This window comes from Mycobacterium sp. E1386 (assembly GCF_001672745.1).
In the GTDB taxonomy this organism is placed as follows: Bacteria; Actinomycetota; Actinomycetes; order Mycobacteriales; family Mycobacteriaceae; genus Mycobacterium.
Window position 1 is genome coordinate 1 of sequence record NZ_LZKH01000088.1, and the last position, 14,165, is coordinate 14,165.

The 14,165-nt window shown below is 66.8% G+C and carries 13 protein-coding genes and 1 pseudogene; 10 read left to right on the forward strand and 4 right to left on the reverse strand.

Going from position 1 to position 14,165, the window contains the following annotated elements; translation table 11 throughout:
* Positions 1 to 174: 174 nt before the first annotated feature.
* Positions 175 to 450 carry a hypothetical protein gene (locus A5709_RS27395; protein WP_082953169.1) on the reverse strand — a complete coding sequence of 92 codons (276 nt, stop codon included), beginning with the start codon at positions 448 to 450 and terminating at the stop codon, positions 175 to 177.
* A 193-nt stretch (positions 451 to 643) separates the two neighbouring features.
* On the opposite strand from A5709_RS27395, the gene A5709_RS10350 reads away from it, so the two are divergent.
* Genes A5709_RS10350 through A5709_RS10360 form a run of 3 tightly spaced genes read left to right on the forward strand, consistent with a single transcriptional unit; the run spans position 644 to position 2,858 of the window.
* On the forward strand, positions 644 to 1,921 hold the full coding sequence (locus A5709_RS10350) for a bifunctional 3,4-dihydroxy-2-butanone-4-phosphate synthase/GTP cyclohydrolase II (RefSeq protein WP_067944611.1): 1,278 nt from the start codon (positions 644 to 646) through the stop codon (positions 1,919 to 1,921).
* Entirely contained in the window at positions 1,918 to 2,400 is a 483-nt protein-coding gene (gene ribH, locus A5709_RS10355; protein WP_067944610.1) for a 6,7-dimethyl-8-ribityllumazine synthase, read from the forward strand. The genes A5709_RS10350 and ribH overlap by 4 nt, the downstream gene beginning before the upstream one ends.
* Entirely contained in the window at positions 2,397 to 2,858 is a 462-nt protein-coding gene (locus A5709_RS10360) for a PH domain-containing protein (RefSeq protein WP_067944609.1), read from the forward strand. The genes ribH and A5709_RS10360 overlap by 4 nt, the downstream gene beginning before the upstream one ends.
* 44 nt (positions 2,859 to 2,902) lie before the next feature.
* Here A5709_RS10360 and A5709_RS10365 read toward each other — a convergent pair whose 3' ends face one another.
* Positions 2,903 to 3,241 carry a hemophore-related protein gene (locus tag A5709_RS10365; protein ID WP_067275840.1) on the reverse strand — a complete coding sequence of 113 codons (339 nt, stop codon included), beginning with the start codon at positions 3,239 to 3,241 and terminating at the stop codon, positions 2,903 to 2,905.
* Positions 3,242 to 3,525: 284 nt separating this feature from the next.
* On the opposite strand from A5709_RS10365, the gene uvrC reads away from it, so the two are divergent.
* From uvrC to A5709_RS10400, 7 genes are all read left to right on the forward strand, one after another.
* A complete protein-coding gene (gene uvrC, locus A5709_RS10370) occupies positions 3,526 to 5,469 on the forward strand; it encodes an excinuclease ABC subunit UvrC (RefSeq protein ID WP_067944608.1) in 1,944 nt (647 codons plus the stop codon).
* Entirely contained in the window at positions 5,466 to 6,380 is a 915-nt protein-coding gene (gene rapZ / locus A5709_RS10375) for an RNase adapter RapZ (protein WP_067944607.1), read from the forward strand. The genes uvrC and rapZ overlap by 4 nt, the downstream gene beginning before the upstream one ends.
* Complete coding sequence (gene yvcK / locus A5709_RS10380) at positions 6,377 to 7,453, forward strand: uridine diphosphate-N-acetylglucosamine-binding protein YvcK (protein ID WP_067944606.1); 1,077 nt, start codon at positions 6,377 to 6,379, stop codon at positions 7,451 to 7,453. Before rapZ ends, yvcK begins: the two co-directional genes overlap by 4 nt.
* Positions 7,450 to 8,427: a DNA-binding protein WhiA gene (whiA, locus tag A5709_RS10385; RefSeq protein ID WP_139272911.1), complete on the forward strand. Its 978-nt coding sequence runs from the start codon at positions 7,450 to 7,452 to the stop codon at positions 8,425 to 8,427. Before yvcK ends, whiA begins: the two co-directional genes overlap by 4 nt.
* A 53-nt stretch (positions 8,428 to 8,480) precedes the next feature.
* Positions 8,481 to 9,869 (forward strand): wax ester/triacylglycerol synthase family O-acyltransferase, encoded by a 1,389-nt coding sequence (locus A5709_RS10390; RefSeq protein WP_067944605.1) that lies wholly within the window; start codon positions 8,481 to 8,483, stop codon positions 9,867 to 9,869.
* Between the two features lie 306 nt (positions 9,870 to 10,175).
* Positions 10,176 to 11,360 carry a 3-hydroxy-9,10-secoandrosta-1,3,5(10)-triene-9,17-dione monooxygenase oxygenase subunit gene (gene hsaA / locus A5709_RS10395; protein WP_067944604.1) on the forward strand — a complete coding sequence of 395 codons (1,185 nt, stop codon included), beginning with the start codon at positions 10,176 to 10,178 and terminating at the stop codon, positions 11,358 to 11,360.
* Between the two features lie 34 nt (positions 11,361 to 11,394).
* Entirely contained in the window at positions 11,395 to 12,645 is a 1,251-nt protein-coding gene (locus A5709_RS10400; protein WP_068119771.1) for a cytochrome P450, read from the forward strand.
* Between the two features lie 19 nt (positions 12,646 to 12,664).
* Here the strand turns inward: A5709_RS10400 and A5709_RS10405 are convergent, their stop codons facing one another.
* Together A5709_RS10405 and A5709_RS10410 are read right to left on the reverse strand one after the other, a co-directional pair.
* Positions 12,665 to 13,810, reverse strand: a complete 1,146-nt coding sequence (locus A5709_RS10405; protein WP_067944602.1) for a Rieske 2Fe-2S domain-containing protein — start codon at positions 13,808 to 13,810, stop codon at positions 12,665 to 12,667.
* A gap of 118 nt (positions 13,811 to 13,928) precedes the next feature.
* Positions 13,929 to 14,165 (reverse strand): annotated as a pseudogene (locus A5709_RS10410) (hypothetical protein); the annotation flags it as partial.

The window sequence follows — 14,165 nt, forward strand, 5'->3', positions numbered from 1 at the left end:
CCGTGCTACACCCCATCCGGCGAGCCCTACTGGACGCCTCCGGGCGAGCCCTGCTGAGCGAACCGGCGCGGCGCGCACTTTTCCGAAGGCGGCCTAGCGCGGGGTGAGCAACCGCTCAACGTATTTCGCGATCACGTCGACTTCGAGGTTGACCTGCGCGCCGCGCCGGTTCGCTCAGCAGGGCTCGCCCGGAGGCGTCCAGTAGGGCTCGCCGGATGGGGTGTAGCACGGTGGTGGTGCGTCAGGCGGCGGGACCGTCATCGCGCCGGCCGGAAGGACCCAGTTACCCCAGCGACCCGGATCCGTGCACCCGCCGACGCTCACATGCCGACCGCCGACGTCGGCGCACGCGTCGGCCGTCGCCCGTTGCGGGGAGGCGACGCCCGCTGCTAGTCCGGCCGCGAACATCAAGGTCACGGCCGGTACCGCCAGTCTTACCGCGATTCTCATGCGCCCAGCGTAGATTGCTGGGACCGGATCGGGGGTCGTTTTGCCGCGCCAGTCCCCATCGTTCCGAAGGTGCACAGGCGCCGTGCCGGTCCGTCGCGAACTGCGCGGCAATAACGTGGCCCGCGCGGTGGTTCATACTGAATGCAACACTTGGGCTCTTCCTGCGGACCCCTGAGACAGCAAGGTAGCGACGATGACGAGGTTGGACTCCGTCGAGAGGGCGGTTGCCGACATTGCGGCCGGAAAGGCCGTGGTCGTCATCGACGACGAGGATCGCGAGAACGAAGGCGACCTGATCTTCGCCGCGGAAAAGGCGACGCCGGAGCTGGTGGCGTTCATGGTCCGCTACACCTCGGGGTACCTGTGCGTCCCGCTGGACGGCGCCATCTGCGACCGGCTGGGGCTGCTGCCCATGTACGCGGTGAACCAGGACAAGCACGGGACGGCCTACACCGTCACCGTCGACGCGAAGAACGGTGTGGGCACCGGTATTTCGGCCTCCGATCGCGCGACCACCATGCGCCTGCTGGCCGATCCCGCCAGCATCGCCAACGATTTCACGCGCCCCGGTCACGTGGTTCCGTTGCGCGCCAAGGACGGCGGCGTGCTGCGCCGCCCCGGCCACACCGAGGCCGCCGTCGACCTGGCCCGGATGGCCGGATTGCAACCCGCGGGCGCGATTTGCGAAATCGTCAGCCAAAAGGACGAAGGCGCGATGGCGCAGACCGACGAGCTGCGGGTCTTCGCCGACGAGCACGACCTCGCGATGATCACCATCGCCGATCTGATCGAGTGGCGGCGCAAGCACGAGAAACACATCGAGCGAATCGCCGAGGCCCGCATACCGACCCGGCACGGAGAGTTTCGCGCCATCGGCTACGCCAGCATCTATGAGGACGTCGAACACGTCGCGCTGGTGCGTGGCGAGATCGCCGGGCCCAACGCCGACGGCGACGACGTGCTGGTCCGGGTGCACTCCGAGTGCCTGACCGGTGACGTGTTCGGTTCCCGCCGGTGCGATTGCGGGCCTCAGCTCGACGCCGCGATGGCGATGGTCGCGCGGGAGGGCCGCGGCATCGTGCTGTACATGCGTGGCCACGAGGGCCGCGGTATCGGCCTGATGCACAAACTGCAGGCCTATCAGCTGCAGGACGCCGGCGAGGACACCGTCGACGCCAACCTCAAACTCGGATTGCCAGCGGACGCAAGGGATTACGGAATCGGGGCGCAGATCCTGGTCGACCTCGGCGTCCGCTCGATGCGGCTACTGACCAACAACCCGGCCAAACGGGTCGGGCTGGACGGCTACGGCCTGCACATCATCGAGCGGGTGCCGCTGCCGGTGCGCGCCAACGCGGAGAACATCCGCTACCTGATGACCAAGCGCGACAAGATGGGCCATGACCTGGCCGGCCTCGACGACTTTCACGAATCGGTTCATCTGCCAGGCGAATTCGGCGGCGCTCTGTGAGTCCTGCCGCGGGCGTGCCGGAGGTTCGGCCCCTGGATGCATCCGGTCTGCGGTTGGCCATCGTTGCGAGCACCTGGCACACCGAGATCTGCGACGCGCTACTCGCCGGTGCTCGCAAGGTGGCCGCCGCGTGGGGCATCGACGACCCGACGGTGGTCCGCGTGCTCGGCGCGATCGAGATCCCGGTGGTGGCGCAGGAACTGACCCGCAATCACGATGCGGTGGTCGCCCTGGGTGTGGTAATCCGTGGCCAGACACCGCATTTCGACTATGTGTGCGACGCCGTGACGCAGGGCTTGACCCGCGTGTCGCTGGACTCTTCGACGCCGGTGGCCAATGGGGTGCTGACCACCGACACTGAGGAGCAGGCCCTCGACCGCGCCGGTCTTCCCGAATCAGCCGAGGACAAGGGTGCTCAGGCGACCGGTGCGGCGCTGCAGACCGCGCTGACGCTGCGTGACCTGCGCGCTCGGTCGTGACCGACCAGGGGGGCTGGGACGTCGAGTTGCGTCCCTACCGCACACCTAAATTCGTTTACGGGGCGGCGATCATCATCGCCGCGGTGCACATCGCGATCGGATTCTTGCTCAAGGCCGGATCGACCGGGGTGGTGTTCCAGACCAGCGACCAGGTGGCGATGGCGCTGCTCGGTCTGGTCCTCGCGGGCGTGGTGCTGCTGTTCGCCCGGCCCCGGCTGCGCGTCGGGGCCGCCGGCATATCGGTGCGTAACCTACTGGGCGACAAATTGATCGAGTGGCCGGACGTCGCCGGTGTCTCGTTCCCGGTGGGGAACCGCTGGGCGCGCATCGACCTGCCCGACGACGAGTACATTCCCGTGATGGCCATCCAGGCCGTCGACAAGGAACGCGCGATCGACGCCATGGACACCGTGCGATCGCTATTGGCGCGGTATCGGCCCGACCTGCATAGCCACTGAACGGGCTATCCGTGCTCGCACGGATAGCCCGTCAGGTGGATCGGTCAGAAGTTCTTACAGTCGGTCATCATCTGCTGGAAGATCGGCAAAGCCTGCTGCGCGCCCTGGTTGTGCTCGATGGCGTGCAGCAGGTTCACGCGCTGATCCGGCGACGACGCCAGGTACTGCTGCAAGAACTGCTGGTTCGGCGGCGACTGGTCGAGGTACTGAGCGGCCATCGGGTTTTCCGCGTGCACCGCCCGCATCGCCTGGTCGTAGCTGCAGGTCGTGTTGATCATCGGGCCGTAGTCAGGGGCAGCCGATGCGACCCCAGCTGCGGCGGTCGACGCCAATGCCAGGCCGCCAACCCCCATCGCGATCCTGGTCAACGAGCGCTTGAACATCTGTGGACTCCCTCCATTGATTGCCACCCACTGTAACGTCCAGCTACCACCTTGGTAACCAGAACGAGAGCCGTCCAAACCGTCCACACCGCGGGTTAGTCGTCGTAACCCGAGGTCGTCGGCCCTTTTCTGGGAGTTGGCGGATCTCTCGGCGGCTGACCTATTTATCGAACAAGCGCTCGAATGCGTTACAGGCAGCGGTCGAACCAGGGGCGCCGTTCTCGGCGCGTCGAGCCGTGATCCCGAGGGGCCGGCATCCGCCCGACGGCTACTAGCCTGGATGGGTGCCAGATCCCGCCACGTATCGCCCTCCGCCCGGGTCCATCCCGGTCGAGCCGGGCGTCTACCGATTCCGGGATACGCACGGACGGGTCATCTACGTCGGCAAGGCCAAGAGCCTGCGGAGCAGGCTGACGTCCTACTTCCAGGACATCTCCGCCCTGCACCCGCGCACCCGGCAGATGGTGACCACCGCCGCCAAGGTCGAGTGGACGGTGGTCAACACCGAAGTCGAGGCGCTGCAGCTCGAATACAACTGGATCAAGGAGTTCGACCCGCGGTTCAACGTCCGCTACCGCGACGACAAGTCGTACCCGGTGCTGGCCGTCACCCTCAACGAGGAATTTCCGCGGCTGATGGTCTACCGCGGTCCGCGTCGCAAGGGCGTGCGCTATTTCGGGCCCTACTCCCACGCCTGGGCGATTCGGGAGACGCTGGACCTGCTCACCCGCGTGTTTCCGGCCCGCACCTGTTCGGCCGGTGTGTTCAAGCGGCACAAGCAGATCGACCGTCCGTGCCTGCTCGGATACATCGACAAGTGCTCGGCGCCTTGCATCGGCCGGGTCAGCGCCGAGCAGCACCGCCAGATCGTCGACGATTTCTGCGACTTCCTGTCCGGCAAGACGGACCGCTTCGCGCGCGAGTTGGAACAGCGAATGCACGCCGCGTCCGACGAACTCGACTTCGAGCGGGCCGCTCGCCTGCGGGACGACCTGGGTGCGCTCAAACGCGCCATGGAGAAGCAGGCCGTGGTGCTCGGCGACGGCACCGATGCCGACGTGGTCGCCTTCGCCGACGACGAGCTGGAGGCGGCGGTGCAGGTGTTCCACGTCCGCGGCGGCCGAGTGCGCGGACAGCGCGGCTGGATCGTCGAAAAGTCCGCGGAGGCGGGTGATTCCGGCGAGGAGCAGTTGGTCGAGCAGTTTCTGACGCAGTTCTACGGCGAGCAGGCCGAACTGGGTGGTGCGGCCGACGAGGCCGCCAACCCGGTGCCGCGCGAGGTGCTGGTGCCCTGCCTGCCGTCCAACTCCGACGAACTGACCAGCTGGCTGTCCGGCCTGCGCGGTTCGCGCGTCGCGCTGCGGGTGCCCCGCCGCGGCGACAAGCGGGCACTCGCCGAAACCGTACAGCGCAACGCCAAAGAGGCTCTGCAGCAACACAAGCTGAGAAGGGCCGGCGACTTCAACGCCAGATCGGCTGCGCTGCAGAACATTCAGGAAGCCCTCGGGTTGGCTGATGCGCCGCTGCGCATCGAATGCGTCGACATCAGCCACGTGCAGGGCACCGACGTGGTGGGCTCGTTGGTGGTGTTCGAGGACGGCCTGCCGCGCAAGTCCGACTACCGCCACTTCGGGATTCGTGAAGCCGCCGGGCAGGGGCGCTCGGACGACGTCGCCTCGATCGCCGAGGTGACGCGGCGCCGGTTCGCGCGCCACCTGAGTGAACAAAACGATCCGAATATGCTTTCACCCGAAGGAAAGTCGCGCCGATTCGCTTATCCGCCCAACCTCTACGTCGTCGACGGAGGCGCACCGCAGGTCAACGCGGCCAGCGCCGTGCTCGAAGACCTCGGCATCACCGACGTCGCGGTGATCGGTCTGGCCAAGCGGCTGGAAGAGATCTGGGTGCCGTCCGAGCCGGATCCCGTCATCATGCCGCGCAACAGCGAAGGCCTTTATCTGTTGCAACGGATTCGCGACGAGGCGCATCGGTTCGCCATCACCTACCATCGCAGCAAGCGATCCAAGCGAATGACCGCCTCGGCGCTGGATTCGGTGCCAGGATTGGGGGAGCATCGCCGCAAGGCGCTGGTAACCCATTTCGGATCCATTGCCCGCCTCAAGGAGGCCACCGTCGACCAGATCACGGCCGTTCCCGGTATCGGTGTGGCCACCGCCACCGCCGTCCTGGAGGCGTTGCGACCTGACCCACCCGGAGAAGCCGAATGACGGGTGAATTGGCGGAGGGCCACACCCGGGGTGCCCCGGCCGGCATCGATGTCGTTCTGGTGACCGGATTATCGGGCGCGGGGCGGGGTACCGCCGCCAAAGTGCTCGAGGACCTGGGCTGGTATGTGGCCGACAACCTGCCGCCCCAGCTGATCACGCGGATGGTGGATTTCGGCATGGACGCCGGGTCGCGGATCACCCGGCTGGCGGTGGTGATGGACGTGCGGTCGCGCGGCTTCACCGGTGACCTCGATGAGGTGCGCAACGAGCTGGCCACCCGAAACATCAGCCCGCGGGTGGTGTTCATGGAGGCATCCGACGACATGCTGGTGCGCCGCTATGAACAGAACCGCCGCAGCCATCCGCTGCAGGGCGACCAGACCCTGGCCGAGGGCATCGCCGCCGAGCGCCGGATGCTGGCCCCGGTGCGCGCCACCGCCGACCTGATCATCGACACGTCGACACTGTCGGTGCGGGGCTTGCGGGAGAGCATCGAGCGCGCGTTCGGCGGCGAAGCCAGCACGTCGATCAGCGTCACCGTCGAATCGTTCGGCTTCAAGTACGGCCTGCCGATGGACGCCGACATGGTGATGGACGTGCGGTTCCTGCCGAACCCGCACTGGGTGGACGAGCTGCGCCCGCTCACCGGACAGGACCCGGCCGTCAGTGAATACGTGTTGAGCCAGCCCGGCGCCGCGGAGTTTCTCGACGCCTACCATCGGTTGCTTTCTCTGGTCGTCGACGGTTACCGCCGGGAGGGCAAGCGGTACATGACGGTCGGAATCGGCTGCACCGGTGGTAAGCACCGCAGCGTTGCGATCGCCGAGGCGCTGATGCAGATCCTCAAGGCCGATGAGGGCGAAGCACAACTTTCGGTGCGGGTGTTGCACCGGGACCTGGGGCGCGAATGAACGCGCCGACGAATAAGGGCATCGTCGCGCTGGGCGGCGGACACGGTCTGTACGCGACGCTGTCCGCGGCCCGCCGGCTGACGCCGCACGTCACCGCCGTGGTGACCGTCGCCGACGACGGTGGTTCCTCCGGGCGGCTGCGCAGCGAATTGGATGTGGTGCCACCGGGTGATCTGCGAATGGCGTTGGCGGCCTTGGCATCCGACAGCCCGCACGGGCGGCTGTGGGCGACCATTCTGCAGCACCGCTTCGGCGGCAATGGGGCGTTGGCCGGGCACCCGATCGGCAATCTGCTGCTCGCCGGGCTGTCGGAAGTGCTGGCCGATCCGGTGGCCGCCCTCGACGAGCTGGGCCGCATCCTGGGCGTCAAGGGCCGGGTGCTGCCGATGTGTCCGATCGCTCTGCAGATCGAGGCGGACGTGTCGGGCCTGGAGACCGACCCGCGGATATTCCGGCTGATTCGCGGCCAGGTGGCGATCGCCACCACACCGGGCAAGGTCCGACGGGTGCGCCTACTGCCGTCCGATCCGCCGGCGACCCGTCAGGCCGTCGACGCCATCATGGCCGCCGACCTGGTGGTCCTCGGTCCCGGCTCGTGGTTCACCAGCGTGATCCCGCACGTGCTGGTGCCGGGTCTGGCGGCGGCGCTGCGGGCCACCACCGCCCGGCGGGCGCTGGTGCTCAATCTGATGGCCGAGCCGGGGGAGACGGCTGGCTTCTCCGTCGAGCGTCATCTGCACGTGTTGGCCCAGCACGCACCGGGGTTCACCGTGCACGACATCATCATCGACGCCGAGCGCGTGCCCAGTGAGCGGGAGCGCGAGCACCTGCGCCGCACCGCGACGCTGCTTTCGGCCGAGGTCCACTTCGCCGATGTGGCCCGACCTGGTACACCTTTACATGATCCAGGCAAACTCGCGGCGGCCCTGGACGGGGTCCGGGCGGCCCACAAGGGTCCGGGAGCGCCTCCGGTCACGGCCACCGCGGAAATTCGGGTCGACGGTGCAAGTCCACAGACCGGTGGAGATGGACCGGGCGGCAGCGGACCGAGGAGTGACGACGCGTGGCGATGACGACCGAAGTCAAGGACGAGCTCAGCCGCCTGGTCGTGAAGTCGGTCAGTGCGCGTCGCGCGGAGGTCACGTCCCTGCTGAGGTTCGCCGGTGGATTGCACATCGTCGGCGGTCGGGTGGTGGTGGAGGCCGAGGTGGACCTGGGCAACGTCGCGCGCCGGCTGCGCAAGGACATCTTCGAGCTCTACGGCTATAACGCGGTCGTGCATGTGTTGTCGGCCAGCGGGATTCGCAAGACCACCCGTTACGTGTTGCGCGTGGCCAACGACGGCGAGGCGCTGGCACGCCAGACCGGACTGCTCGACAACCGCGGCCGGCCCGTGCGCGGTCTGCCCGCCCAAGTCGTGGGGGGCAGCGTCGCCGACGCCGAGGCCGCCTGGCGCGGAGCCTTCCTCGCGCACGGGTCGCTGACCGAGCCGGGACGGTCGTCGGCTCTGGAGGTCAGCTGCCCCGGCCCGGAGGCCGCGCTGGCGTTGGTGGGCGCGGCGCGACGGCTCGGGGTCAGCGCCAAGGCACGCGAGGTGCGTGGCGCCGATCGGGTGGTGGTGCGCGACGGCGAGGCGATCGGCGCGTTGCTGACCCGGATGGGCGCCCAGGACACCCGGCTGATCTGGGAGGAGCGCCGGATGCGCCGCGAGGTGCGGGCGACTGCCAACCGGCTCGCCAACTTCGACGACGCCAACCTGCGCCGCTCGGCGCGGGCGGCGGTCGCGGCAGCGGCCCGCGTGGAACGCGCATTGGAGATTCTCGGCGACACCGTCCCCGACCACCTGGCCTCGGCCGGCAAGCTGCGCGTCGAGCACCGGCAGGCCTCGCTGGAGGAGCTCGGCCGGCTCGCCGACCCGCCGATGACGAAAGACGCTGTGGCGGGCCGCATTCGCCGGCTGCTGTCGATGGCCGACCGTAAGGCCAAGATCGAGGGCATTCCGGACACCGAGTCGGCAGTGACACCTGATTTGCTGGAAGACGCGTAACTGGACGCGCGAATCGCTGTTCGCAACGAGTAGGCGGGGGCTACGGTCGGGGGATGAAGCGGCTTTCGAGCGTTGATGCGGCGTTTTGGTCGGCCGAGACTGCGGGCTGGCACATGCATGTGGGGGCACTGGCGATCTGTGACCCGAAGGAAACACCCGAGTACAGCTTTCAGCGGCTCCGCGAACTGATCATCGAGCGGCTGCCCGAGCTGCCGCAGCTGCGGTGGCGGGTCACCGGTGCGCCGCTCGGGCTGGACCGGCCGTGGTTCGTCGAAGACGAGGAATTGGACATCGACTTCCACATCCGGCGCATCGCCGTGCCGGCGCCGGGCGGGCGGCGTGAGCTCGAGGAGCTGGTTGGCCGGTTGATGTCCTACAAGCTGGACCGTGCCCGGCCGCTGTGGGAGATGTGGGTGATCGAGGGCGTCGAGGGTGGCCGGGTCGCGTCGCTGACCAAGATGCACCACGCCATCGTCGACGGCGTCTCCGGGGCCGGCCTGGGTGAGATCCTCTTGGACGTCACGCCGGAACCGCGCCCGCCGCAACAGGAAACGGTCGGATCCCTGGTGGGCTCGCGCATCCCGGGCATCGAACGCCGGGCGGTGGGCGCGCTCATCAACGTCGGCGTCAAGACGCCCTTCCGCATCGCCAGGCTCGTGGAGCAGACCGTGCGCCAGCAGATCGCCGCGCTGGGCGTGAGCGGCCGGCCCCCGCGGTACTTCGAAGCGCCCAAGACCCGGTTCAACGCACCCGTGTCGCCGCACCGCCGGATCACCGGCTGCCGCGTCGAGCTGGCCCGGGCCAAGGCCGTCAAGGACGCCTACGGCGTCAAGCTCAACGACGTGGTGCTGGCGCTCGTGGCCGGGGCGGCCCGCGAGTACTTGCAGAAGCGCGGCGAGCTGCCGGCCAAGCCGCTCATCGCGCAGATCCCGGTCTCCACTCGCACCGACGACAATAAGGAGGACGTCGGCAACCAGGTGAGCTCGATGACTGTCTCGTTGGCCACCGACGTCGAAGACCCGGGGGAGCGGCTGCGGGCAATCCACGAAAGCACCCAGAACGCCAAGCTGATGGCCAAGGCGTTGTCGGCGCACCAGATCATGGGGCTGACCGAAACGACGCCGCCGGGACTGCTGGGGCTGGCCGCGCGGGCCTACACCGCCAGCGGGCTGTCGCGAAACCTGGCCCCCATCAACCTGGTTGTGTCCAACGTGCCCGGTCCGCCGTTCCCGTTGTACATGGCCGGCGCCAGGCTCGATTCGCTGGTGCCGCTCGGGCCGCCCGTCATGGACGTCGCCCTGAACATCACCTGCTTCTCCTACACCGACTACCTGGACTTCGGTTTCGTGACGACGCCCGAGGTGGCCAGCGACATCGACGACATGGCCGACCGCATCGAGCCGGCGTTGACCGACCTGGAGAAGGCCGCCGCGCGGGAGTGAGCTAGCGGCGTAGCAGTCTCCGAAATGTCGTTGGCGCCTTAGGTTCTCGACTTCACTTCCAGGGTCTTCGCCCCTGATCCCGGGTGACCGGATCGCGGCGTGTGACGACGATTCCCGTAGCGAGGGCGACCGGCGCGGGACAGCTATGGGACTTTATGCCCTATTTCCGACTCGGCGTCGGGCCATAATTAGAACAAGTTACAGACCAGGTTTTATTGCTGCTGTACTGCGGAAACAACGAAATATTTGGCTGCCATTGCAACGTCATCTAGTTCGGTGATCAGTGCGCACGTCAGGAGGTAAGCAGTGACGTCCGTTCGAGAAGTTGATGCCCAGTCGGTGTTGGCCGCCATCGACGACCTTTTGCCCAAGCTGCGGCAGCGGGCAGAGGAGACCGAGGATCTGCGGCGACTGCCGGACGCCACCGTGAGCGAACTCCAGGACATCGGCTTCTTCCGGCTGCTGCAACCAGCGCAGTGGGGCGGGATGCAATGCGATCCGACGGTATTCTTCGAGGCCGTCAGGCGCCTGGCCAGCGCGTGCGGGTCAACCGGATGGGTGGCATCGATCCTTGGCGTGCACAACTGGCACGCGGCGCAGTTCGACCAGCAGGCCCAGCAAGACGTCTGGGGCGAGGACACGGGCGTGCGCATCTCCTCGTCGTACGCTCCGATGGGCGCCGGTCGGGTGGTCGACGGTGGTTATGTGGTCAACGGCTCGTGGAACTGGTCGTCGGGTTGCGACCACGCCACGTGGACCTTCGTCGGCGGCCCGGTGCTCAAGGACGGCCAGCCGGTCGACTTCGGCAGCTTCTTGATCCCGAACAGCGATTACCGCATCGACGACGTCTGGCATGTGGTCGGCCTGAAGGGCACCGGCAGCAACACCCTGGTGGTCAAGGACGCCTTCGTGCCCCGGCACCGGTTCCTGTCCTACAAGTCGATGAACGATCACACCGCGGGCGGGCTGGCCGTCAACACCGCTCCTGTCTACCAGATGCCGTGGGGAACAATGCATCCCACCACGATCACCGCCCCGATCGTCGGCATGGCCTATGGCGCCTACGAATCGCATGTCGAGCATCAAGGCAAGCGGGTGCGTGCCGCGTTCGCGGGCGAGAAATCCAAAGATGACCCCTTCGCCAAGGTGCGCATCGCCGAGGCGGCCAGCGACATCGACGCCGCGTGGCGACAGCTGATGGGCAACGTCGGCGACGAATACTCGTGCCTGGTGGCGGGCCGGGAGGTCCCGTTCGAGCTGCGGACCCGGGCCCGTCGCGACCAGGTGCGCGCCACCGCTCGCGCGGTCGCTTCGATCGACCGGCTGTTCGACGCATCGGGCGCCACCGCGTTGGCCAATAGCGCTCCGATGCAACGGTTCTGGCGCGACGCGCACGCCGGCCGTGTGCACGCCGCCAACGATCCCGAGCGGGCCTACCTGATCTTCGGCAATCACGAATTCGGGCTGCCGGCCGCCGACACCATGGTCTGACTCAATGCTGATCTGACTCGCAGAGGAGCCATCGATGACCTGCCCGCACCTTCCCCCCGGCTTCGACCCGACCGACCCGAACATCTACGCCGAGCGCCTACCCGTCGAGGAGCTCGCCGAACTCCGCCGCAACGCACCGATTTGGTGGTGCGACCAGCCCGTCGGCAAGGGTGGTTTCAACGACGGCGGCTTCTGGGTGGTGACCAAGCACAAAGACGTCAAGGAGGTATCGCTGCGCAACGACGTCTTCTCCAGCTGGCTCAACGGCGCCATCCCGCGCTTCGCCGACGACATGAGCCGCGAAGACATCGACGTGCAGCGGTTCGTCCTGCTCAACATGGACCCGCCGCACCACACCCGGCTGCGCAGGATCATCTCCCGCGGGTTCACGCCACGCGCGATCGGGCGGCTGCGCGACCAGCTCAACGAGCGGGCGCAGGCCATCGCCAAGGCCGCCGCCGCCGAGGGTTCCGGCGATTTCGTCGAGCAGGTGGCGTGCGAATTGCCGCTGCAGGCTATCGCCGGGCTGCTCGGGGTGCCGCAGGAGGACCGCGGCAAGCTCTTCCGGTGGTCCAACGAGATGACCGGCGCCCAGGATCCCGAGTACGCACATATCGATCCCAAGGCGTCATCGGCGGAGGTGCTGGCCTACGCGATGAAAATGGCCGAGGTCAAGGCCGAAAATCCCGGCGACGACATCGTTTCCACGCTGCTGCAGGCGGATATCGACGGCGAGAAGCTGTCCGACGACGAGTTCGGGTTCTTCGTGATGATGCTGGCGGTCGCCGGCAACGAGACCACCCGCAATTCGATCACCCAGGGCATGATGGCGTTCGCCGACTTCCCCGACCAGTGGGAGCTGTACAAGAAGGAGCGCCCGGAGACCGCGGCGGACGAGATCGTCCGGTGGGCCACCCCGGTCACCGCGTTCCAGCGCACCGCCAACCGGGACACCGAGCTGTCGGGCGTGACGATCAAGAAGGGTCAGCGGGTATTGATGTTCTACCGCTCGGCCAACTTCGACGAGGACGTCTTCACCGACCCGTTCACGTTCGACATCTTGCGGAATCCCAACCCGCACGTCGGATTTGGCGGCACCGGCGAGCATTACTGTATCGGCGCCAACCTGGCCAAGTTGACGATCAACCTGATGTTCAACGCCATCGCCGACCACATGCCCGACCTCACGCCCATCGCAAGACCGGAGCGGATCCGGTCGGGCTGGCTCAACGGCATCAAGCACTGGCAGGTCGACTACACCGGTGAGTGTCCGGTCGAGCACTGAATCCTATTGCGGCTGCATCCTATTGCGGCTGCGCGACCTTGGGCCGAAGATTCTCTTCTACCTCCGCATGCCAGTGCTTGTTCGCGGCGGTCGTGTCGACCTCATACTCAAAGCGGTCGGTCATCTCCGGCGTGACCTCCGCGGCATCGACATAGAACTGCTGATACCAGCGCCGCAGCTGATAGACCGGGCCATCCTCTTCCACCAGCAACGGGTTCTCGATTCGGGTCTTGTGCTTCCAGATCTCGACGTCCTGCAGGAAGCCCATGCTGACGCCCTCGGTGAACGCTTCGGACAGCTTCTCGGTGGCGGCGTCGTCCATGCCTTCCGGCTTCCGCACCTTGATGCCCCACTGCAGCATGAAGGAGTTCTGCGTGACAGGGTAATGACAGTTGACGAGGATCGATTCCACTTTGTAGCCGCCGTAACTGTTGTGCAGCCAGTTGATCATGAACGACGGGCCGAAGTAGGAGGCCTCGGAATCCAGTGTCTGTTCACCGGTGTAGTGCGACCCGCCGAGCAGCACATCGGGCCGGCCGACAGTGCGCAGATATTGCGAGGCGATATGCCCCTCGAAGACGTTCTTGAAATACGTCGGGAAGCCGTAGTGGATATAGAAGAAATGTGCCATGTCGACGATGTTGTCCACGATCTCGCGGCAATTCGAACCCTCGATGAGCTCGCTGCGCCAGCGCCAGTCGGTCCACGCGTCGCTGGCGGCCTCCGGAATGTCGGGGATCTGCAACTGCGGTGACGGCGGATTGCCCTCGTGGTCGTGCCAGACGAACAACAGGCCGTTGTGCACCTCGGTAGGCCATGAGCGGGTGCGGGCCATTCGCGGTGTGCGCTTGGCATACGGCACCTCCTTGCACCTGCCGTCGCCGCCCCACCGCCAATCGTGAAACGGGCACGCGACGGTGTCGCCCTTGACCACGCCCTGCGACAAGTCTCCGCCCATGTGCCGGCAGTAGGCGTCGAGGACTCGCAAATTGTCGTCCGAGTCGGCGAAGACGACGAGCTTCGTGCCGAAGATGTTGACCGGATGAGGCTTTCCGTCGAGGAAGTCTTTGGCCACGCCCAGGCAGTGCCAGCCGCGGGCAAACCGGCTCGGCAACGTTCCCACGTCGATCTCTCGCACCCCGACGCCGGCGGTATCGATACTCACTTCACGCCTCCAGTCGCTCGCGCGGCTACTAGAACACGTTATAGTTTTGCGGCGGTCAGGCTGATATACACGCAGGCTAAAGCCCCTAGATTTGTGACTTATGGCCCTAGTTGATGGGTCAAACGGGGTCGTCGTCTGGGTCTTCTTGGTCGCGGAGGAATCGTTCGGGGTGGTGGTAGGTGTTGGTTCGGGGTTGTCCGCGGTCGAGGTGGGGTGGTGGGAGCCATTCGGTTTCGCCGCGGGTGTTGGTGCGGGTGGTCCAGCCTTGTTCGGCGAGGCGGTTGTCGGGGCCGCAGGCCAGGGTGAGGTCGTCGATGTCGGTGCGGCGGGTGGTGGTCCAGCCGGTGATGTGGTG